Here is a 21,066-nt window from a genome sequence, read left to right on the forward strand (position 1 = left end):
TCGGGCTCTGCGAGCCCGCCGACCTCCCCCGCGAGCGGGGGAGGTGGTCACCTCATGCGCGCCCGAACTTGGTGCGAAGCATCTCTTTCAGGATCTGGCGCTTGATCGCCTTGTTGGTCAGCGTGCCGTCGTTCCACCACCAGCCGTCCTGCTTCATCTTGTCAGCGGCCGTGACGAAGCGCTTGGTCACCTCGACGAAATCGGCATCGGTGTAGTTGAGGCTGAAGATGAAGCGGCCGGTGCCGACCCAGCTCAGCGCCAGTCCCTCGGCGCGCAGGTAGTACTGCAGCATCCAGTTGTAGCGCGAGGGCACGGTGTACTCGACCATCCAGATCGACTGCAGATTGGACACGCGTACCGGCAGGTCGCGCTCGGTCAGCATGGCGTTGAGTTCGCCGGCGCGGCCGTTCCAGGTCTCGTCGACGCCGTCATAGATCGCTGTGAAATTCGGACTCTCGAGCCGGCTCAGGAATTCGTCCATCGCCGTCATCACGTAGGGATGCGAGTTGAAGGTGCCGCGGGCGAAGCAGACGTCGGCCGGCCGGTCGTCGCGGAAGCGGCGCATGAATTCCGCCTTGCCGCAGACCACGCCGATCGGCAGGCCGCCGCCGAGGCTCTTGCCGTAGGTCACCATGTCGGCCTTGACGCCAAAGTACTCCTGGGCGCCGCCCGGCGCGAGCCGGAAGCCGAGGAACACCTCGTCGAACAGCAGCACGAGGCCGCGCTCGCTGCAGACCTCGCGCAGCTGCTTCAGCCACGCGGTGTAGGCCGCGCGATCGTAGCCACCCTTGCGCGAGGAATCGACCAGCGCGGAATCGCCGGGCGCATTACCGTTCGGATGCAGCGCCTGCAGCGGGTTGACCAGCACGCAGGCGATGTCGCGCCGCGTGCGCAGGACGTGCAAGGTGCGCTCGGACATCTCGGCCAGCGTGTAGGTCTCGTGCGGGGCGATCGGGTTGCCGACGCCGGGCTGCACGTCGCCCCACCAGCCGTGATAGGCGCCGGCGAAGCGCACCAGATGGCTCTTGCCGGTGTGGTAGCGGGCGAGCCGCACCGCCTGCATCACCGCTTCGGTGCCGGACATGTGGAACGAGACCTCGTCCATGCCGGACAGCTCGGTCAGGCGCTTGACGTTGTCGGCCACCACGGGGTGGTAGAGGCCGAGCACCGGGCCGAGCGCACTTGCGCGCCGTTCTCCTGCCGCGATGCACTCCTTGTAGAAATCGGTGCCGAAGATGTTGACGCCGTAGGAGCCGGTGAGGTCGTAGAACCGGTTGCCGTCGAGATCGGTCAGGGTCACGCCCGACGAGGCCTGCATGAACGAGCCGGCGCCGAGCTGCTCCTTGACGAGGCGGCTGTACTGGAACGGCACGCGATAGCTCTGCGTGAACTGCAGGTCGGAGATACGGCTCGCGGCTTCCGCGGTCAGCGCGCGGCTCTTGGCGAACTTCTCCTGGAACAGTCCACCGAGCCGGAAGAAGCCGTCCTGCCGCCTGGTCGCGACGTCCTGCGGCGCGCCGTCGGAGCGGAAGAACTCGTCGATCTCGAACTCGTAGCGTGGGATCAGCTTGGAGATCCGGCGCGACATCTTGGAATGGCCCGCGAGCGAGCGGTGCTTGGCGCGCGACAGTTCGATGCGGGCCTTGACCTTCGGGGCGACGGCTGCCGTCACGGCGGCGCCAACGGCGAGCGTTACATAAGGAATCGAGGTTTCCATCATGTCCACAAGCGCTAATCCCTCCTGCTGACAGATTCATGACAGTCAAAAGCCTGATCGCCTCCTTCACCCAACAGGAAGACCTCAACTTCCTGCTCACCAACCGCGTGCCGCGCGCCGCGCTGACCCGCTTCATGGGCTGGTTCTCCAAGATCGAGAACCCGCTGGTCGCGGACGCCTCGATCGCGCTGTGGAAGCTGTTCTCGGACCTCGACCTCTCCGAGGCCAGCGAGACCCGCTTCAAGAGCCTGCACGCCTGTTTCACGCGCGAGCTCAAGCCGGGCCTGCGGCCGTTCGATCCCGATCCTGACATCGTGACCAGCCCGTCGGACGGCATCATCGGCGCCCACGGCGTGATCAAGGACGGCGAGCTCTATCAGATCAAGGGCGCGCCTTATTCGCTGCGCGATCTGGTCGCCGATCCCGCCGTCGCCGAGACCCATCGCAACGGCTGCTTCATCACGTTGCGGCTGACCTCGAGCATGTATCACCGCTTCCATGCGCCGGCGGACATGACGCTCGAGCATGTCAGCCTGATCCATGGCGACACCTGGAACGTCAACCCGATCGCGCTGAAGCGCGTCGAGCGGCTGTTCTGCAAGAACGAGCGCGCCGTGATCCGGACGCATCTGTCATCCGGCGAGCCGTTCACGATCGTGCCGGTCGCGGCGATCCTGGTGGCGAGCATCCGCCTGCACGCGCTCGACCGCGTATTGAACGCGCAGACCGAGCGGCCGCTCGCCTACGTCTGTAACAACAATGTGCGCAAGGGCGACGAGCTCGGCTGGTTCGAGCACGGCTCGACCATCATCCTGCTCGCGCCCGGCGACTTCGCCTTCTGCCCCAGCGTCGCGGAGGGCGCGCGAATCCGCGCCGGCCTGCCACTGTGGCGCAGGCGCGTCGCCGCGGACGGAATGTAGGGCGCGTCCCGGCGGAATCTCGATTTCGTCGTTGCGAATGCCTATATCGGTGCGTTCAACTGGCGAATCGGACCGCTGGAGTTGCGGTCTCTGGCTCGGGAGAGGCGATGGCGAGAGCGCCGATCATGGCGGCAGGTGGCATCGTGCTGCGGCGGGAGCAACCGCCGCGGATCGCGGTGGTGCGCCTGCGCAAGCGCGACGAATGGGTGCTGCCCAAGGGCAAGCTCGACGACGGCGAGACGCCGCGCGAGGCGGCCAAGCGCGAGGTGCTGGAGGAAACCGGCCACAAGGTCACCGTGCACGAGTTCCTCGGCACCTTGGTCTACGACACCGGCACGCGCTCCAAGGTCGTGCATTACTGGCGCATGGAAGCGGCTGCTGAACCGTCGGGGCCGCTGATGGACGACGTCCGTGCCGTCGACTGGTTGCCGCTCGATGCCGCGGTCGCGCGGCTGTCGCGCGATCATGAAAGGACGTTCCTGGAGACGGTCGGGCCTTATGCGCTGGCCGGACTGATCCGCAAGACCAGGGCGAAGCCGACGCCGGAGCTGGCCAGGGCGGCGGAAAAGACCGTGGACAAGGCGGCGGCCGAAGAGCTCGTGGCAGCGAAGGAAGCTGTTGCCGAAAAGCCTGCGGCGGCGAAGAAGCGCCGCAACCGCGTCACGGAGCCGCCTGTGCCTGCGTCGCCTGCCGAGATTGCCGTCGTCACCGCAGCCAAGCCCGACGCGCCGGCGCCCGAGGTCGGGCCGGTACCGGCCGCGACCGCCACGGCGGAGTCGGAGGCCCGGCCGGCCCGGTCCGATACCGAGGCGCCGGCGCCGTCCGAGGCCGGTGCGACGGTCGCGCCGCAGTCCGCCGAAGCGGAGCGCGTGCCGGAGGATGTCGAGCGGGTGGAAGCTGTCGTGGCCGCGATCAAATCGCTCGTTCCCGATCGTCCGGCGTCGAGCGGCGGAGCAGCCGGCGCCGTGCCGACGGACGCCGTGCCGACACGAGAGACCGGCAGCTCTGTGCCGGAGCCTTCCGATACGGATCGCGAGGCTGCCGACGATTCGGACGGCAACGGAGCATCGGCGGGGGAGCCTCGCCTCACCTTGGCCCAGAAGATGCGAGCCTGGCTCGGCCGTGCCGCGTAAGACGTCCGGCGGACGGGCCTGCCACCTATGATGCTTCACGATCTGGCTGCACTGGCGGCCGCGCTCGCCATCGCTGTCAGCAACTTCATCGCGCCGTCGGCGGTGCGCCAGCTTGGTCCGGTCGTGTTCAACGCGATACGCCTCGGGGCGGCGCTTCTGACGATGCTGGCTGTTGTCGCGCTGAGAGGCCGCTGGGCGCAGCCGTCCGGTGATCAGATGCTGATGCTGGCAGCATCGAGCCTGCTCGGCGTCGTTGTCGCGGACTCCTGTTTCTATGCTGCGCTGGCCCGGCTGGGGCCGCGCCTGACCGCCGTGGTCTATGCCAGCTGGGCCGCATTCGCGGCCGTGCTCGGCTATCTCCTGCTCGGTGAGACGCTGTCGGCGATCAAGATCGTTGGCGTGGGTTGTATCGTGGGTGGCGTCTGCGTCGCGATCATTTTCAGACAGCCCGGCGCGATCTCTCAGGAGACGCACGGGTCGGTCGGAGCCGGCATCCTGTTCGGTCTGGCGGCCGCGTTGTTCGCGGCGGCCGCTGTCCTGACGGCGCGGCCCGTGATGGCTGCGGGTCTGGATCCGGCATTGGCCACGTCCATTCGCGCCGCGATCGGATTGGCAGCTTTGCTCGCCTTGTCCGCCATGCCGGGCTTCCGCAGCACGTTGCCGGTGGATCGATCGGTCGTCGTGCGATCCGCGCTGAGCGGCGTGCTCGGGATGGGCGTCGGCATGACACTCGTCCTGTTTGCACTCGCGAGTCGGCCCGTCGGGATCGTTTCCGGCCTGTCGTCGACGACTCCCGTCATGATCCTGCCGCTGCTGTGGTGGAGCACCGGGCTCAGGCCCGCGCCAACTGCCTGGCTGGGCGCCGTCCTGGCCGTGTCGGGCGTCGTCGCCATCACCAGCGGATTTTGAGTCTGCCGCGCAGGTGCCGGACCGCGGACGCGCTTGCCGCACTCTCTCCTTGGTTGGCGCCGTTGCGTAACATCTCTCCATGCTTCCGCCCCACGCTGTCCGGATTTTCCTAGGAGAAGCATGGCGCCGCCCGCGAGGGGGCGCAGATTGGTCGGCGTGAGGCGGTCCGGGCATGGTCGAAATCGACATCGCGGCTTTCATGAGATCATGCACTCCGGTCGCCATCACCCGTTTGGCCATGCTCTGCGCGGCGCTCGGCTTGTCCGGCTGCGCGACGGCGCCGATGACGCAGAGCGGAGCGCTCGCGTCGTATCAGACATTGTCGCCGTCGAATGGCGTGCTCGCCAAGTCGCTGCTCAACGTCGACAAGGACACCGTGCTCGCGGCGCAGACGGTGCGGATCATGCCGACATCCTTTTCCGGTGATGCGGGGGCGGTTCTGTCGGAGCCCCAGCGCAGGCTGGTCGCAAATGCCGTCGATCGCGCGCTGTGTCTCAATCTGAGCGAACGCTTCGCGGTCGTGGCGCCCAATGAACGGGCCGACCTGACGACGCGCACCTTCATCACCCAGGCGACGCCGACCGATCCGATTGCCGCCGGCGCGTCCAAGGTCGTGTCGGCGGTGCCCGGCGCGCTTGGTGTTCCCGTCCCGGTGCCGCGGCTGCCGATCGGGCTCGGCAGTCTCAGCATCGAAGCCGAAGCGCTCGATCGCAAGGGCCGGCAGCAGGCCGCGATGGTGTGGGCGCGCGGCGCCAACTCGTTCACGAACTCGCCGGTGCTGTCGCAAGCCGGTGACGCCTACGATCTCGCCAGTTCCTTCAGTGCCGATTTCGGCCAGATGCTGGTGACGGGCGAGACGCCGTTCGGCAAGGCGCCGAAGCTGCCGTCGATCGAGCGGATCGGCGCTGCCCTCGGCGGCAAGCCAAAAAACGCCGCGTGCGAGGCGTTCGGCAGGGATCCCGGACTAGTCGGCATGGTCGCCAACCGGCTCGGCGCTCCGCCGGAATGGGTCGACAACGGCGCTGCTCCGCAGGATGCGCAGGCCAGCGCGCAGATGGCGAAACGGTAGTCGTCGTGAGCTTCGGCCAAATTGAATGGGCCACTTGCACATATCGCGGCTGACTTGCGCGTCAGTGTCCGGCGTAGCAAGGCAGAATAGACACCCGAAGAGGATTGAGCAAGATACGCTACCGCGCATTCAATGCATGCTGTAAACCGGCCGCGGCTTTTTCTCAGGAGGATTGGCATGAGGGGTCGCATCGCCGCGCTCGCCACTCTGGTTTCGTGCTTGGCAGTACCCGCTTTGGCGCAATCGCCGCGTCTACCGGCAATTCCACCTGCGAGCTACGACGATGCGCAGAAGAAGGCTGCCGCGGAGTTCGAGGCGGCCATCAAGAGGCCGCCATACGGACCCTTCGAGAAGTTGATGTACAGCCCCGAAGTAATGGTCGCCGCCCGGGAGATGGGCAGTTATCTGCGCCGCAAGTCGGCTATCGGCACGACCTTGAGCGAACTCGTGATCCTCGTGACCGCCCGCGAATGGTCACAGGATTTCGAATGGAGTTCGCATGCTCCGATTGCCCTGGAAGCCGGTATCGCCAAGGCGACCGTGGACGCGATCGCAGACGGTCGTCGCCCCCAGGGCATGAGCGCCGACGAGGAGATTTGTTACGACTTCTCGATCGAGCTTCTCCGCAACAAACGCGTGTCGGACGCGACCTATGAGCGGGCCAAGTCCCGCTTCGGCGACAAGGGCGTCCTCGATCTCACGTCGATCAGTGGCTATTACACGTTCATAGCGATGGTACTGAACGCCGCCCGAGCGCCGGCCAGAGAGAAGCTATCGCGTTTCCCGGATTGAGCACGTGCGAAGATCTCGGTCAGGCGGCGGGCGCTACGCGCGCGTCGGACCGAGGCCTGGTCTGGGTCATTTGCGTCCTCAATCGTATGGTTCTTGGAGGACTCTAGCGTGCGACTGGCACGTGCCCCGACTCCGACGTCCGTCTCAGTTCGTCGAGCAGGCACGTGGAAGCCTGGGATAAGCCCTGGCAGGGACGAGATGTCCGCTACTCCCGCGCCAGCGCGATCGCCGGATCGAGCCGCGAGGCGCTGCGGGCGGGCATGTAGCCGAAGCCGATGCCGATCGCCATCGACGTGATGGCGGCGCCGGCCATCGCGAGCGGCGAATAGATCAGTTGGAAGCCCATATCGAGGGCGTTGAAGACGGTGCCGAATCCGACCGCCAGCGCAAGCCCGAGTGCTCCGCCGAGCATGCAGATCAGCACGGCCTCGATCAGGAACTGCATCAGGATGTCGCTGCGCCGTGCGCCGACCGCCATGCGCACGCCGATCTCGCCGACGCGCTCGGACACCGACACCAGCATGATGTTCATGACGCCGATGCCGCCGACCAGTAGCGAGATGACCGCGATGGCCGCGACCAGCAGGGTCAGCACCTGGGTCGTGCTCTCGACGGTCTTGCGGATGTCATCGGTATTGAGCACGAAGAAGTCCTTGGTGTTGTGCCGCTCGGTCAGCAGCGCCGTCGCGGCGCGCTCGGCCGCCGCCATCGGCGTCGCCTCGTCGACGCGAACGCTGATGCTGCGCAGGACCTGGTTGCCGAGGAAGCGGGCCTGCACGGTGGTGTAGGGCAGATAGACGATCGGCGTGGAGCTGGAGCCGAACCCGGCCTGCTGCTGCTTGGTGACACCGATGACGCGGCAGGGCACCTTGCCGATCAGGATCACGCTGCCGAGCGGGCTGACGTCGGAATCGGGAAACAGGGCCTTGCGCGCATTGTCGTCGATCACGGCGTCCTGGGCGTAGGAGCGCACGGTATCGGCATCGAGATAGCTGCCTTCGGCGAGCTCGGTGTTCTTGACGCGGAAATACTGCTCGCCGACGCCCGAGATCTGGGCGCTGACCTCGATCGCGCCGAACCGCAGGGTGCTGGTGGTCGAGACCGTCGGCGAGATCGCATCGACATAAGGCTGTTGGGCCATGACCTTGGCATCCGCGAGCACCAGCGTCCTGATCTTGCTGGACCGGGTGTCGCCGAAATCCTTGCCGGGAAAGAACTCCAGCGTGTTGGTGCCGAGCCGGTTGATGTTCTCCAGCACCCGCGCCTGCGAGCCGCGGCCGAGCGCCAGCACCATGACGACGGAGGCGACGCCGATGATGATGCCGAGCATGGTGAGGAAGGCGCGCAGCCGGTGCGCATTCATGGCGAGCAGCGCCATCCGTGCTGCCTCGCGGAAGCGGTCGAGATGACTGCGCCACCACGACGGCGCCGGTGCTGCGGCGTTGTCGGTCGCGGTGGTGGCCGCAGCGCCGGGCGCGCGCGGATTGAGCCTGTCCGAAATGACGTTGCCGTCTTCGAGCTCGATGATGCGGCGCGCGCGCTGCGCGACGCCGGAATCATGCGTGACGATGATCACCGTGCGCCCGGAGGCGCTGATCTCGTCGAGGATGCGCAGAACCTCCTCGCCGCTTGCGCGGTCGAGCGCGCCGGTCGGCTCGTCGGCCAGGATCACATCGGGATCGTTGACCAGCGCGCGGGCGATCGAGACCCGCTGCTGCTGGCCGCCCGAGAGTTGCCCCGGCCTGTGATCGGTGCGGCCGCCCATGCCGAGCCGCTGCAGCAGCGCCTCGGCCTTGAGGCGCCGCGCCGCCGGGCCAAGTCCCGCATAGATGGCGGGCACCTCGGCATTCTGCGTGGCGGTGAGCTCGCCGAGCAGATGGTAGCGCTGGAAGATGAAGCCGAAATGCTCGCGCCGCAGCGCTGCCAGTTCGTCCGGATCGAGCGAGTTCATCTCACGGCCGGCGATCCGGTAGCTGCCGGAGGTCGGACGGTCCAGACAGCCGAGGATGTTCATGAGGGTCGACTTGCCGGAGCCCGACTGACCGATGATCGCGACCATCTCGCCGCGCGCGATCTGGATGTCGACCGCGCGCAACGCATGGACCGTGCCTTCGCCGGACGCGTAGCGCCGTCCGACCTTCTGCAGGTCGATCAGCACCTCCGTCATCACGGACCTCCGGCGGAGGACGGCGGCGGCATCACGGTTCGCTTCGCGCTCTCCTCGGGCGCGGAGATCACGACCCGCTCGCCTTCGCGCAGGCCGGACTGCACCTCGGCCCTGATCTTGTTGTTGAGGCCGATGCGCACCGCGCGCTTCTCCGCCGTGCCCGCACCATTGAGCACGCGGACGTTATAGCTGCCGTCCGCATTCTCGCTGCTCAGGGATGACGAGGCGATCGTCAGCACCTTCCGCGCTTCGCCGAGCAGGATGTGGACCTCGGCGGTCATGTAGGTCATCAGCCGCCCGTCCGGATTGGCGACGTCGAACACACCGTTGTAGTAGATCGCCGACGACGTCGAGGACGAAGAGGTGCTGCTGCTCGATGTCGTGGTCGAGCTCGACGAGAAGCTGGAATCGCTCTTGATCGATTCCGGCGCCGGCTCGATATAGCCGAGCGTGGCCTGGTAGCGGCGGTCGGCATCGCCGAGGATGGTGAAGTAGATGTTCTGCCCGGGCCTGACCCTGACGACGTCGGCCTCGGAGATTTCGACGCGCACGGTCATCGTCTCGACCTGGCCGAGCACGACGATGGTCGGTGCCGACTGCACCGCATTCACGGTCTGGCCCTGCTGGGTGACGATCGACAGCACGGTGCCGTCGATGGGCGCGGTGATCTTCGTGTAGCCGAGATTGACGCGCGCGGTCTCGATCGCGACCTCGGCCTCGACGATCTGCGCATCGAGCTGCGCGATCTGGGCCTGGGTCTGCTTGACGGTCGCCTCGGCGCTGTCGTAGTCGGCGCGCGACGACGCCTTCTGCGCCAGCGTGACCTGCTGCCGCGCCAGGTTCGCCTCCGCCAGCGCCAAGGTGGCGACCTTCTCGTCACGCTGCGCCCGCACGCTCCGTAGGCTCGCCTCGTTGGTGCGCAACGTGTTCTGTTGCGTCAGCGAGTCGATCTCGGCGATGAGATCGCCGGCCTTGACCTTCTGTCCCAGCTTGACGTTGAGCGCGACCAGCCGTCCCGACGCCTGGGCGCCGACCGCCACCAGCTTGACCGGCTTCAACGTGCCGGTGGCGAGTACGGTCTGCTCGATATCGCCGATCGTGACCGGCGCCGTCGCCAGATTGGCGTTGGGATTGCTCGTGAACCGGGTGACGAGCAGGACGGTCGCCGCGAGCGCCACGAGCAGCCCGATGATCAGCACCGGCCGGCGGCGCGGCCGCTTCGGCTTGGGCGCTTGCGAGATGCTGTCCTCCGTCGCGGTCGGCCGGGGGAGGTGGGCTAAGGGTGCGTTCATCGGATCACTTTGGGATCACTTCGGGATCGCTTGGGGATTCACTTGGTGTCGACGGTCTGCAGCAGATGCGGACCGGTGCCGCTGTCGACGATCTCGGGCATCGAACTGTCGACTGCGCCGGTCCAGCCGCCGCCGAGCGCCTTGGCGAGCGCCACGTAGTTCTTCGCGAGCGTGGCGCGGCTCGCGAGCAGGCTGTCCTCGGCGGTGAACTGCGAGCGCTCGGCATCGAGCACGTCGAGGAAGGTGCTGGAGCCGGTCTGGTAGAGCGAGCGCGACAGCCGCGCGGCCTCGCCATAGCGTCGGGCCGACTCGCTCAGGCTGCGGATGCGAATGCGTTCCTGGCCGAGGCCGACGATGGCGTTCTCGACGTCTTCGAGCGCGCTCAGCACGGCGCTGCGCCAGGCCACGTGGTATTCGTCGCGTTGGGCCTCGGCGATCTCGACGGCCGCCTGCAGCTTGCCGCCATTGAAGATCGGCACCGACAGGCTCGGTCCGATCGACCAGCCGATCGTGGAGCTCTTGCCGAGATCGCCGAGCTTGAGCGCCGTCGTCGATACGGTGCCGGTGAGGCTGACATCCGGGTACAGCGCAGCGGTCGCCTGTCCGATTTTGGCGGTGTACTGCGCGAGCCGCCGTTCGGCCTTGCGCACGTCGGGTCGCATGGTCAGCACGTCGGCGGGAATGCCCTTCGGCAGCGGCAGGCGCGGCGAAGGGATCGGCGTCGCCCGCGACAGGCGAAGGCTCAGCGCGGTGGGGTCGCGGCCGAGCAGCACGCCGAGCCGGTGCACGGCCTGCTGATAGCTGCTCTCATAGGTCGGAATGGTGGCTTCGGTGCTGGCGGCGAGCGCGTTCGCCTTGGCGGTGTCGACGGCGGAGGCCGAGCCGGCATTCTGCTTGCGTTCGGTCAGTGCCGCCGTCTCCCGCTGCGACGCCGCGGTGCGCCGGGCCAGCGCCGCGCGCGCCTGATAGGCGCGGGCATCGACGTAGTTCGATGCGACGTCGCCGATCAAGGTCAGCAAGGTCGCGCGCAGATCGTCCTCGGCGGCGTCGACGCCGTAGGCCGCGGCTTCGACGGCACGGCGGTTGGCGCCGAACAAATCCAGCTCCCAGCTGGAATCGAAGCCGGCCTGGTACTGGCTGTAAGTGGTCGGGGAGATCGCGATGCCGCTCGTCGAGCTGCCGGCGCTGCGGGTCTCCGTCGCCGTGCCGGTGCCGCTCACCGAGGGAAACAGCGCGCCGACCGCCTGGCGCTGCGTCGCGCGCGCCTCGCGGATACGCGCCTTCGCGGCGGCGACGTCGAGATTGCCGCCAACCGCTTCGCCGATCAGCTGATCGAGCAGGCTATCGTTGAGGTTGCGCCACCAGTGCGCGAGCTTCAGCGCCTGCGCCGGCCGATTGCGGTCGCTGCTCCAGCTTTGGGGCACGCCGAAATCCGGAGTGATGTAGTCGGGGCCGACGGCGCAGCCGGCGAGCAGCGGCGTTGCGAGGCAGAGTGCGAGCAGGGCGGACTTCACGGTGGCTGAGACTATCGCGGTTCGGAGGAGGGCCGCGTTGGCGAGCGAGCCACGCCGCAGGACTTCCCTGTTGATGTCATTTGATGGTCTCAACCTAGGTAGGATCGGAATTGCGCAGGGTTAAGTCGCGTGAAGAAATGTTTCCGCCTTAATAATATAGCTTACTTTCGCCACGATCGGCGCCGGTTCGAGCTGTTCTTTTCGGCTCAAATCGACCATGTTCCGCGCATGATGTCGTCACACAATACCGCCGTGGCCACAGACGCCAACATATCGGCAGCCGCCCGCATCCTGTGCGTCGAAGATGACCGGGACATTGCGGCGCTGCTCACCGAGCTGCTGCAGGAGCACGGCTTCGCGCCGCGCTTCGTGGCGTCGGCCGCGGCCATGAACGATGTCCTGCAGCGCGAGCAGGTCGATCTGATCATGCTCGACGTCATGCTGCCCGACGAGGACGGCATGAGCATCTGCCGTCGCCTGCGCCAGATCTCCACCGTGCCGATCATCATGGTGACGGCCAAGGGCGAGGACATCGACCGCATCCTCGGACTCGAGCTCGGCGCCGACGACTACGTCGTCAAGCCGTTCAATCCGCGCGAGCTGGTGGCGCGCATCCGCGCGCTCTTGCGCCGTTCGCAGCTGCATCCGGCTGCCGTCGGCGCGCGCCAGGCGCCGATGACCTTCGACGGTTGGCGCATCGAGCCGGCGACGCGCACGCTGTTCGATCCCGACCGGGTCAAGATCACACTGACCAGCGCCGAGTTCGACATCCTCCTGGCGTTCTGTCGCAACGCCGGCCGCGTGCTGTCGCGCGAGCAGCTGATCGAGCTGGCGCATGGCGGGCAGGCCGGACCGGTCGAGCGCAGCATCGACGTTCACATCAGCCGCATCAGGCAGAAGATCGAGCCCGGCGCCAAAAGCTGGACCATGATCAAGACCGTGCGCCTCGGCGGCTACGTCTTCACGCCACGAGTCGAGATCATCGATGAAGGATAGTCAGAAGATGCGGACGCGGCTCGGCATCACCGCACAGATCGTGGCGCTCGCGTCACTATCGGTGCTCCTCGGGGTCGTCCTGATGATCGCGGCGGCGCTGCTGCTGCTCGATCCGCCCGACGAGACCGAGTCGCCGGCCTATGGCATCGCACGGGTGGCGGAGGCGATGCATTTCGTCCGGGCCACGAACGATCCCGCCTCCGTCGAAAGCGTGCTGTCGGGGATTCGCAGCTCCGGCATCCAGGTCGAGCTGGTGCCGCTGACGGCGCTTGCGCTGTCGAGCAAGCCGAACCAGAAGATGCCATGGACGTCGCAGCTGGCGCGGCGCCAGCTCAGCGTGCTGCGCAACGTCAAGGTGCTCAACGGCTTCAGCTATGGCGCCGCGCCGCCGACCCAGATCATCGTGCAGGTCGATGCCGAGCGGGCGCTGGTGTTCGACGACGTGCCGCGGCTGAATTTCTGGCCGGCGGTGCTGAAGCCGACCGTGGTGTTCCTGATCATCATCCTGCTCCTGGGCGTGCTGCTGTCGATCTACGTGGCGCGCGCGATCATCCGGCCGCTGTCGGAGATGGCGCGCGCGGCCGCCGCGTTCGGCCGCTCGCCCGACGCGCACGAAGCCCTGAGCGGGCGCGGTCCCAAGGAGATCACCCAGGTGGCCGAGGCGCTCAACGACATGCGGGCGCGCATCCGCACGCTGCTCGACGACCGCACGCGGATGCTGGCCGCGATCAGCCACGATCTGCGTACGCCGCTGACGCGGCTCAGGCTGCGCTCGGAGCGGATCGGACAGGTCGACATGCGCAGCGCCATGCTGCGCGACATCGACCAGGTCAGCCGCATGCTCGACGAGACGCTCGACTACATGCGGGACGACACCAAGGCGGAGCAGCCGGCGCGCATCGAGCTGTCGAGTCTGCTGGAGACGATCTGCTGCGACTTCGCCGATGTCGGCCACGCCGTCAGCTATGACGGACCGTCGCGGCTGGTCTGCGAGGGCCGGCCGCGGGCGCTGTCGCGCGCCGTCACCAATGTGGTCGAGAACGCGGTCAAGCACGGCAGCGAGGTCGTGGTCAGCCTTTTGGCCGTGGCGGACGGCATGATCGCCATCGATGTCGCCGACGATGGCCCGGGCATTCCGCAGGCGCTGCAGGCGCGTGCGCTCGAGCCGTTCGTCAAGCTCGACCAGGCCCGCGCGGCCGGCGGCTTCGGCCTCGGCCTGTCGATCGCGCAGGAGATCATGAAGAAGCATGACGGCGGCATCGCGCTGATGCCGAACCAGCCGCACGGCCTGCGGGTGCGGTTGTCGCTGCCGCTGCATGCGGCGGTGCCGGTGGCGATACCGGCCAAGGTGGCCTGACGCCGGAGGTTCGAAACGGACGCGTCAACATCAATGCGGCTGGCTCACCATCAGCCGGAGTCTCTGCACAGCGTGTTTGACAGGTTATCTGAACGGACTGCCTCGCATCTGTCAGCCGAAATGACGCGCCGGAGCGCAAAACCGGGTTTGGCCCGAGTTCACCAACTCGCGCCGCGCAGCAGATCGGCAGCTATCTATATGGAGTAGAGCGGCCGTCGCGCTGACGTATTCGGGAAGGCGGCCCGTGACCCAAGGCAGACCACTGCAACCGCGTTACCGGCTTCCGCATTCAGCTCACAGCCGACGGGCCGCTGTTCAGAACACTGGCAGCGTCACCGTTCAGAGGATGGCGCGCAGACCAGGCGTTCGCCGGGCTACAAAGCCGACAAGGAGAAAGCTTGCCAAGATGCCGCCAAGACTGGCGAGCGCGAATTTGATGCCGATGGAAGCTGGTAACAAGTGCAGCAAACGCGTAATCGCGACCAGGATCGGCGCGTGCAAGACATAGACGCCGAATGCATTGCGCGTGAGGAAGCGAGCCACCGGGCCTTGGCTGTCAAAGCGATCTCGGTAGAGGACGATCAAGCCTAGCGAGAGCGCAAGACATGTGAATGAGCGCCAGACGTCCATGCCGGCAGCCTGCCAGTGCCAGCCGCCGCCATAGGGGGACACGTCTCCGGTCATGGCGCCGCCCGCAACGACCAACACGATCCACAGCGCACCACCGGCCACAACGCCTCCCCACAACCAACGCCTCCCGACGCGTGATGGTATCTGCCGCAACCAGTCACCCTTCCATGCGGCAATTCCGGCGGCATACATCAGCGGGTATTGCGGAAAGTCGTGCACATCGACGTTGAGAACAGTCTTTGCATTCGGAAAAGTAGCGCCGACCGCAAAAGTCACGGTGGCAATCAGGGCCGCGTAGCCCAACACCGCCACGGCCGCAGGGGGGTGCCGCGGGACGAGCTGGACAGGGCGCGCCTGGTACAGCACGGCGTAGGCAGCGGAGAACAAGAGAAGTACAAGGCAGAACCAAAGGGGACCCGAGCCGTTCAGAAGTTCCCCCGACCTGAGGTGTAGCCACCAGTCCTCGATGAATGTGCGCGGCGGGTTCGACCGCCACGACCCTGCTACGAAATATTCGGTCAGCGGACCGATCAAGGTCATATAGATCAGCAACGGCAGGCCAAGCCTCCGCAACCGCTCGCGGATGAAGCCGCCGACGCCCTTGCGTGCAACGGCGCCGGCCGCAAAGAAGCCGGCGATGCCGAAAAGCAATCCCATGGCCACCGCGTGCTGAAAGGATTGATAGGCGGCAAAGGCAACCTTCGCTCCGATACTCAGTTCGGGATGCTCACGGTAGTACCACTCTCCGAAAGGTGAGTAGGTCACGGCCGCGTGCATGATGACGACCATGCTGATCGCTGACCAGCGCAGGTTGTCGATATATAAAAGGCGGTGGCTTGGCATCTCTCTGGGCATGTTCCTGTCCTCCGGGCGCGCCCGGAACAGGCCCTATGCCGAGGTCGACGTCTTGCCAGAAGTCGACTCCGGCTTGGCTGAATCTGGCGAGGACTGGCCGATTGTGAAATCGGCCAGTGCCCGACGGCGGAACTCGGTGGGCGTCTGCCCGGTTTGAGCCTTGAAGGCGCGATTGAACGGACCGATCGATCCCCAACCGGCATCAAGCGCGATGGTCAGCACGGGGACGCGAGATTGCGCAGGGTCAGACAGCGCCACCTGCGCCTCATTCAACCTGTGCTCGTTCACGAAAGCTGTGAAGTTCCGATGGCCGAGCCGCTGGTTGATCAGTCGCCGAAGTCGATATTCGGGCACTCCCAACTGCTCGGCCAGCCGATCCACCGAAAGGTCCGGGTCGCGGTAGGCGCGGTCGTGCTCCATTGCCCGCCGCAGCCGCTCCGCCAGTTGGCGCTCCTCGGCGCTGATCTCCGTTGTTGCGCCAGGGATGGTCAGCGTCTCGCGCACGACCGGCGCCGGTTCGAGCGGTGGCTCAGGCCCGACAGCGCGCAGACGTATCAGAGCGGCAACCATGGCCAAGCCAAGCACGGCCGAAAGACCGGGCAGCCAGCGGACGCCGGCAGCATCCAGCACCGTTGTGCCAAGGATGACGAGACCTACAGCGCAGGCGAAAATGATCCTGAAGCGCCGTCGCCCCTCGACCAAGTCTGCCTTGCGTCCCGCAAGCACCCGAACGGTCTCGATGACGACCACGATCAGCGTCGCAGCATGCGTCGCATTCCACGCCAAGGTCGAGCCGGATAGAGTTGCCGCGCCTGCGAGCGGCAGGAGAGCAACAAAGACCGCCCACCGCCATCGCGTCGATCGGGAGGCTTCACCAAAGACTGTCTCGGTCCACGCAACGAACACGCCTGCGATTGAGTTGCTCAGGATTCGCAGCGGAACGATCCACCAGGCGAGACTTTCGTGTATTCCGGGAGCCGTTTCGATAAGAAACGCTATTGCGCAGAGGTCGAAGAGCAGTCTGGCGCGACCGATCGGCGACCGGAGCGTGCCGGGGAGACCAATGATCGCAAGTATGCCGAGCAGCGCCAATGCGCCGCCGCGGAGCCCGGTTTCGAGCAGCACTCGCGAACCTCCAATGCTTTTGTGGCTCGAACAATGACTGTGTGCAAGTCAAGGAGAACTTCGAGAAGATATTCGGGGGGCTGCTTATAGTCCGCGAAGCCATAACGCCATCGCTATATCGATGTGCTTTGACTCTCCGGTTGATCATGTCGCCTTTTCGCCGGTAAGGGTCATCCCCGGTCTATGATGAGAGGCGCGTTGTTGGCCCACAGCCGTCGCCTTACGGTGCCGCATCAAGTCGGTATTTATCTGGGGGGACACCGGCCATCAAATAACGGCGGGCGTGGCCTGCGCGGTCAATTGAAAGCGGATTGGCCCGACTGAACCCAGACATGGCTGGGATCCTGGAATGCAGCCCTGCCAACCTGTCAAAACCTCTGTGCAGATGTCCTAGCGGAGTTGCGGCTGCTGCTTGCCGTTACCGCGCGGCGCCTGGCGTCCGCGCGGCGGCACCGGCCTGAGCGGCAGACCCGGACGTTGCAGCCGCGGCGCGGCTTCGCGCTGGTCCCCTGGACGAAGCTGTGGCGCGTTGGGCGTCAGGCGCGGCGTCTCGGCGGGCCGCGCCAGATTCGGCTGCGGCGACGGTGCCTGCTGCTGCTGGCCCTGACGCTCCGGCCGCTGCGGCGGCTGGGCCGGTCGGTTGGCCGGCAGAGGCGACCCAGGCCGCGGCCTTGCCCCCGGCTGCTGCAGGCCCTGGCGGCCGGTCGGCGGCGATGGCTGCGGATTGCGCGGCGCCTGCGGTTGAGCCGGTGCGCCGTTCGGGCGCAGCGGGCTGCCGCGGTTCGGTGCGAGGCCGGGATTGGCGCGGCGGACCGCGCGCTGCTCGGTCACGATGCGGCGGCCGAGCGTCTGGGAGGTATGCAGCTCGCGCACGAAGCCGCGGTCGCGCTGGACGTCCCGCGCGGCGATCACCAGCGGCACCGCGGCGAAGCGCGCCGCGCCGCCAGCCACGCCCGGCCGGATCGCGAAGCCGCTCGCGCCTTGCGTCAGCGCGCCGAGCCGCACGCCCTGGCGGTCATTGACCTCGATGTGGCCGACGCGCCCGTCGGCATCCGGATAGAGCTTGACGGCGACGTTGCGGGTGGCTGCGGCTGTGCCCGCGGCCGTGGCGTCATCGGGGACCTCGATGACACCGGTGGTGCCGCGAATGCCGAGCGTGACCGTCGGCGTGTCGATCTTCATGTCGCCGGTCTTGGCCACGGCGGCGGCGACGAAGCCGACCGTGCCGCGGGCGATGTTGAAGATCGCCGAGTTCTGCTTGCCGCCGTCCTCATAGACGTAGCTGTCGATCGTGATCTTCGCGTTGGCCGACAGACGAAAGGTGGTGCCGTCGTCGAAGGTGATGCCGAGCGAGGCCGCCGTCGAGGTCTGCACGATGTCGTTGAGATAGATGTCGTCGCGCAATTTGAGCGGCTGCGAGTTCTTGTTGCGGATCACCGTCAGGGTGCCGGTGATCGCCACGACGTTGCCGATCGGCTCGGCCGCGCTGGCGGCCGGCGTGGCGTCTGTGGCAGGTGTAGGCGGGGCTGCATCAGGGGCCGGCTGTGCCTGCGCGAGCTGCACCAAGTTCGTGGCCGACGGGCGCTCCAGCGGCAGGGGCGCGGCCGCCTCCGCCGTCTGGCTCGAGACCACGGCGAGGGCGAGCAGCAGCGAGGCGGCGAAGGCAGGCCGGAGCGATGTCACGATGCAAGTCCGAGCGGCGGGGACGGGATGCGGCGCCGCCGATATCAGCGATGATCTGCTGAACGTCGGATGAATGCGGTTCGGGACATCGCTTTTCGGAAAGCTGTCGTCCGTGGCGATCAGCCGACGCGCTTCCAGGTCTGGCCGCCGCAGAACAGGCCGCCGAAGGCGCAGCCCTGGACCCGCAAGGTGGTCGGGTTCCTGAGGACGACGGTGGAGTCGTAGTTGCCGCCGCCGTCCGGATCATGGATGCGGCCGACCCATTTGCTGTCCTTCGGCTTCATGTTGATCAGGATCTTCTCGCGCGTCTTCTCGGCAAAGCCGCAGATGTTGGCGCCGCACGGCTCGATCACGACGTTGCCCTTGTTGCCCTCGGTCGCCCACAGGCCGAGCGGCGAATTCGGATCGGGCGCCGCGGCCGGAGCCCGCTGAGACGCCACAGGCGCTGCGGCAAGGGTGGTCGTGGCCGGCGCCGGAGCAGGGGCTGGAGCTGCAGGCGGCGGCGCTACAGGCGCGGTTGCGGTCGAGGCGACCGGCGCTGGCGGCACCGGCATCTGCACCGTCGTGGACGGCGCGATCGGAGCGGACGCGGCCGGCGGGATGACGGCCGGTGCGGCGGCGACGGGCGCGGGTGCGTTGACGACAGGCGGAGCCGCGATCGGCGCCACGGCGGCAGGGGCTGCCGCAGCCGGCGCTGACGCTGCGGGCGCGCTGCTCACCGACGTATCGTCATCGTCGAGCCTGGCTGATTTCAGCCCGCTGAGATCGATGCCGGACACCTGCAGGCACGACAGCGACTGACAATTGCGGGGCACGGTGAGGCGGACCTTGTGTCCGTCGAAATTGAAGGCGATCGAGCTGCCGGCATGGGCGGCGCTGCTCGCCATCAGAAGCGCTGCTGCGGCCAGATAGACGGTCTTCATGGATGGAGCTCCCTCGGGCGCGTCGTGAACTGAGGGAAAGCTAGGCCCATGCAGAGGCGCGTTCTGTGATGCGCGTCACGGTCATACGAGGAAGACGTGTCACCCGCCCGCGCGCGCCGACCGCAGCCGATCAAGTTCGCGTGTGAAACGTCGCTGTTTCAGACCAGGCCGAGCACGATCGCACCGACGAAGGCAAACACGACATAGGTGACCACCATGTTCAACCGACCGGTCAGGGTCATGGCAAGGCTCCTGTTTTCGCGCCACTCGTTCGCGTCACGTGTGGAGCTGAAGCTGCGCTCGCTCCCGCGCCTCGAACGGCGCGCGCAGGACATATCCGATCGGCATCGGCAAAAAAGACAGCGCGGCTGTCGCTTCCCCGTGAAATGGCGGCTTCCGCGTATCGATGGTTTGCGCGCGGTCAACGGACGGCATTGACAGGTCCTTAAGCAAATTGCCGCAAACCTCTGCATATGACGCGCGGAGTTCGTTTGTATCTCGTCGGCTCCATCGTCCTTGTTTCGCTTGCGGGTTGCGGTCGTGGATTTTTCCAGGAGCGCGAGCCGTGGCGGGCCGAGGCCGAGATCGCCTGCCTGAAATCGGGCGCGGTGAAGGAGGGCGCGGACATCGTCCGCATCGAGCCGATCTCCGGCCCCGGCATGTGCGGTGCCGACTATCCGCTGAAGGTGGCGGCGCTCGGCGAGGCCAATGCGAGCTACGGCTTCGCCGACGAAAGCCTGCGTCCGCCGGCCGCGATCGGCGGGCAGCCGCGCTGGCCGATCAACCAGCCGCCGCAGGCCTATCCGCCGCCCGCGACCTATCAGCCGCAAGCCGCGCCACAGCCGGCCTATCCGCCGTCGAGCGCCGGCTATCCCGGCGCACCGTCGCGTCCGCCGGCCTATGACGCGCCGGCCGGGGCGCCGCTGCAGCTCGATCCGCGGGGCGCGACCCCAGGCGAGGACGACATCGATCTGCCGCCGGACGGGTCTCCGTCCGCGTCCTATCCCGCTTCGCCCTATCGCACGCAGCCCGCCGCGCCGCGCGCCGCCTATCCGCAGCAGCCGCCGGACGCGCCGTCGCGGCTCGGGCCGTCGCGCGGCGATGTGGTCGGCGCCGTCGGTCCGGTCGCGGTGAAGCCCACGGCGACGCTCGCCTGTCCGATCGTCTCGGCGCTGGACCGCTGGATCGCGGAATCCGTGCAGCCGGCGGCGATGCGCTGGTTCGGCGCCCGCGTGGTCGAGATCAAGCAGATCTCGGCCTATTCCTGCCGCGGCATGAACGGCAATCCGAGCGCGCATATTTCCGAGCATGCCTTCGGCAACGCGCTCGACATCGCCGCCTTCGTGCTTGCGGACGGCCGCCGCATCAGCGTGAAAGAGGGCTGGATCGGGCTGCCGGAGGAGCAAGGCTTTCTGCGCGACGTGCAGGGCGGCGCCTGCCAGCAGTTCACCACGGTGCTGGCGCCGGGCTCCAACGTCTATCACTACGACCATATCCATGTGGACCTGATGCGCCGCGCCAGCCGCCGCCTGATCTGCCAGCCCGCGGCACAGTCCGGCGAGACGGTGGCGTCGCGCGCGCAGCAGCGGCGCTACGGCTACGGCCAGCGCGAGCCGGACGTGACCAGCGCGATCCCGTCGCGCAAGCAGCCGCGCAGCATCGGACAGATGATCAACGAGGAAGACGAATTCCGGGATTATTGAGGGAAGGGCGAATGGCGAGTAGCGAATAGGGGTGGCGCTACGATCTATTCGCTATTCGCTATTCGCTCGCGCCTGTGTGCGCCTGTGGATTTCTCTCCCCCAGGATGCGCCGCCGAGCGTTGCCTGTCCCGCTCCGGAACGCAAATGCAGCCAGCGCGCTTTGCGCGTTAGGAGCCCGTTGACCAGTTTCGCCGTCCGCCATTGGCCGACACTAGACCTGCCACAGTCGCCAGGAACAAGGCGCGCGGGGTTCTGGTTGCTGCCGGGTTGGGAGAGGCGAA

General features: G+C 67.0%; 17 protein-coding genes. 8 read left to right on the forward strand and 9 right to left on the reverse strand.

Annotated elements, in window-relative coordinates:
* Positions 1-52: 52 nt before the first annotated feature.
* Positions 53-1,717, reverse strand: coding sequence for an aminotransferase class III-fold pyridoxal phosphate-dependent enzyme (locus LQG66_RS32680; protein WP_231328045.1), 1,665 nt, complete (start codon positions 1,715-1,717; stop codon positions 53-55).
* Positions 1,718-1,755: 38 nt separating this feature from the next.
* Here LQG66_RS32680 and asd point away from each other — a divergent pair, with 38 nt between their 5' ends.
* The 5 genes from asd to LQG66_RS32705 all read left to right on the forward strand — a co-directional run bounded on the left by asd (position 1,756) and on the right by LQG66_RS32705 (position 6,540).
* The gene (gene asd, locus LQG66_RS32685; protein WP_231319913.1) at positions 1,756-2,637 is read left to right on the forward strand and encodes an archaetidylserine decarboxylase; all 882 of its coding nucleotides are present in this window, start codon (positions 1,756-1,758) and stop codon (positions 2,635-2,637) included.
* Between the two features lie 107 nt (positions 2,638-2,744).
* On the forward strand, positions 2,745-3,770 hold the full coding sequence (locus LQG66_RS32690) for an NUDIX domain-containing protein (RefSeq protein ID WP_231319914.1): 1,026 nt from the start codon (positions 2,745-2,747) through the stop codon (positions 3,768-3,770).
* Positions 3,771-3,797: 27 nt separating this feature from the next.
* On the forward strand, positions 3,798-4,679 hold the full coding sequence (locus LQG66_RS32695; RefSeq protein WP_231319915.1) for a DMT family transporter: 882 nt from the start codon (positions 3,798-3,800) through the stop codon (positions 4,677-4,679).
* Between the two features lie 172 nt (positions 4,680-4,851).
* Positions 4,852-5,748 (forward strand): DUF3313 domain-containing protein, encoded by an 897-nt coding sequence (locus LQG66_RS32700; protein ID WP_231319916.1) that lies wholly within the window; start codon positions 4,852-4,854, stop codon positions 5,746-5,748.
* A gap of 177 nt (positions 5,749-5,925) precedes the next feature.
* Entirely contained in the window at positions 5,926-6,540 is a 615-nt protein-coding gene (locus LQG66_RS32705) for a carboxymuconolactone decarboxylase family protein (protein ID WP_231319917.1), read from the forward strand.
* Positions 6,541-6,745: 205 nt separating this feature from the next.
* Here LQG66_RS32705 and LQG66_RS32710 read toward each other — a convergent pair whose 3' ends face one another.
* Genes LQG66_RS32710 through LQG66_RS32720 form a run of 3 tightly spaced genes read right to left on the reverse strand, consistent with a single transcriptional unit; the run spans position 6,746 to position 11,513 of the window.
* Positions 6,746-8,707 (reverse strand): MacB family efflux pump subunit, encoded by a 1,962-nt coding sequence (locus LQG66_RS32710; RefSeq protein WP_231319918.1) that lies wholly within the window; start codon positions 8,705-8,707, stop codon positions 6,746-6,748.
* Positions 8,707-9,999 (reverse strand): efflux RND transporter periplasmic adaptor subunit, encoded by a 1,293-nt coding sequence (locus LQG66_RS32715; RefSeq protein WP_231319919.1) that lies wholly within the window; start codon positions 9,997-9,999, stop codon positions 8,707-8,709. The genes LQG66_RS32710 and LQG66_RS32715 overlap by 1 nt, the downstream gene beginning before the upstream one ends.
* A 38-nt stretch (positions 10,000-10,037) precedes the next feature.
* Positions 10,038-11,513, reverse strand: coding sequence for an efflux transporter outer membrane subunit (locus LQG66_RS32720; protein ID WP_231319920.1), 1,476 nt, complete (start codon positions 11,511-11,513; stop codon positions 10,038-10,040).
* Between the two features lie 228 nt (positions 11,514-11,741).
* On the opposite strand from LQG66_RS32720, the gene LQG66_RS32725 reads away from it, so the two are divergent.
* Both LQG66_RS32725 and LQG66_RS32730 read left to right on the forward strand, forming a co-directional pair.
* Positions 11,742-12,509, forward strand: coding sequence for a response regulator (locus LQG66_RS32725; RefSeq protein ID WP_231319921.1), 768 nt, complete (start codon positions 11,742-11,744; stop codon positions 12,507-12,509).
* Entirely contained in the window at positions 12,499-13,866 is a 1,368-nt protein-coding gene (locus LQG66_RS32730; protein ID WP_231319922.1) for an ATP-binding protein, read from the forward strand. Before LQG66_RS32725 ends, LQG66_RS32730 begins: the two co-directional genes overlap by 11 nt.
* Before the next feature lie 339 nt (positions 13,867-14,205).
* Here LQG66_RS32730 and LQG66_RS32735 read toward each other — a convergent pair whose 3' ends face one another.
* From LQG66_RS32735 to LQG66_RS32755, 5 genes are all read right to left on the reverse strand, one after another.
* Positions 14,206-15,351: an acyltransferase family protein gene (locus tag LQG66_RS32735; RefSeq protein WP_231319923.1), complete on the reverse strand. Its 1,146-nt coding sequence runs from the start codon at positions 15,349-15,351 to the stop codon at positions 14,206-14,208.
* A gap of 33 nt (positions 15,352-15,384) precedes the next feature.
* Positions 15,385-16,476, reverse strand: coding sequence for a helix-turn-helix domain-containing protein (locus tag LQG66_RS32740; RefSeq protein WP_231319924.1), 1,092 nt, complete (start codon positions 16,474-16,476; stop codon positions 15,385-15,387).
* A 390-nt stretch (positions 16,477-16,866) separates the two neighbouring features.
* Entirely contained in the window at positions 16,867-18,159 is a 1,293-nt protein-coding gene (locus tag LQG66_RS32745; RefSeq protein ID WP_231319925.1) for a FecR family protein, read from the reverse strand.
* Positions 18,160-18,278: 119 nt separating this feature from the next.
* The gene (locus LQG66_RS32750) at positions 18,279-19,082 is read right to left on the reverse strand and encodes a DUF2147 domain-containing protein (RefSeq protein WP_231319926.1); all 804 of its coding nucleotides are present in this window, start codon (positions 19,080-19,082) and stop codon (positions 18,279-18,281) included.
* Positions 19,083-19,240: 158 nt separating this feature from the next.
* Positions 19,241-19,417 carry a hypothetical protein gene (locus tag LQG66_RS32755; RefSeq protein WP_231319927.1) on the reverse strand — a complete coding sequence of 59 codons (177 nt, stop codon included), beginning with the start codon at positions 19,415-19,417 and terminating at the stop codon, positions 19,241-19,243.
* A gap of 138 nt (positions 19,418-19,555) precedes the next feature.
* Between LQG66_RS32755 and LQG66_RS32760 the strand changes: the two genes are divergently transcribed.
* Complete coding sequence (locus tag LQG66_RS32760; protein ID WP_231319928.1) at positions 19,556-20,785, forward strand: extensin family protein; 1,230 nt, start codon at positions 19,556-19,558, stop codon at positions 20,783-20,785.
* Positions 20,786-21,066: the final 281 nt, after the last annotated feature.

This window comes from Bradyrhizobium ontarionense (assembly GCF_021088345.1).
Lineage (GTDB): Bacteria > Pseudomonadota > Alphaproteobacteria > Rhizobiales > Xanthobacteraceae > Bradyrhizobium > Bradyrhizobium ontarionense.

Coding starts and splice junctions, on each gene's coding strand:
- LQG66_RS32755 (WP_231319927.1), bottom strand. CDS start 19,417: ATGTCCTGCGCGCGCCGTTCGAGGCGCGGGAGCGAGCGCAGCTTCAGC.
- LQG66_RS32705 (WP_231319917.1), top strand. CDS start 5,926: ATGAGGGGTCGCATCGCCGCGCTCGCCACTCTGGTTTCGTGCTTGGCA.
- LQG66_RS32695 (WP_231319915.1), top strand. CDS start 3,798: ATGATGCTTCACGATCTGGCTGCACTGGCGGCCGCGCTCGCCATCGCT.
- LQG66_RS32715 (WP_231319919.1), bottom strand. CDS start 9,999: ATGAACGCACCCTTAGCCCACCTCCCCCGGCCGACCGCGACGGAGGAC.
- LQG66_RS32730 (WP_231319922.1), top strand. CDS start 12,499: ATGAAGGATAGTCAGAAGATGCGGACGCGGCTCGGCATCACCGCACAG.
- LQG66_RS32690 (WP_231319914.1), top strand. CDS start 2,745: ATGGCGAGAGCGCCGATCATGGCGGCAGGTGGCATCGTGCTGCGGCGG.
- LQG66_RS32710 (WP_231319918.1), bottom strand. CDS start 8,707: ATGACGGAGGTGCTGATCGACCTGCAGAAGGTCGGACGGCGCTACGCG.
- asd (WP_231319913.1), top strand. CDS start 1,756: ATGACAGTCAAAAGCCTGATCGCCTCCTTCACCCAACAGGAAGACCTC.
- LQG66_RS32760 (WP_231319928.1), top strand. CDS start 19,556: ATGACGCGCGGAGTTCGTTTGTATCTCGTCGGCTCCATCGTCCTTGTT.
- LQG66_RS32725 (WP_231319921.1), top strand. CDS start 11,742: ATGATGTCGTCACACAATACCGCCGTGGCCACAGACGCCAACATATCG.
- LQG66_RS32735 (WP_231319923.1), bottom strand. CDS start 15,351: ATGCCCAGAGAGATGCCAAGCCACCGCCTTTTATATATCGACAACCTG.
- LQG66_RS32750 (WP_231319926.1), bottom strand. CDS start 19,082: ATGAAGACCGTCTATCTGGCCGCAGCAGCGCTTCTGATGGCGAGCAGC.
- LQG66_RS32680 (WP_231328045.1), bottom strand. CDS start 1,717: ATGGAAACCTCGATTCCTTATGTAACGCTCGCCGTTGGCGCCGCCGTG.
- LQG66_RS32700 (WP_231319916.1), top strand. CDS start 4,852: ATGGTCGAAATCGACATCGCGGCTTTCATGAGATCATGCACTCCGGTC.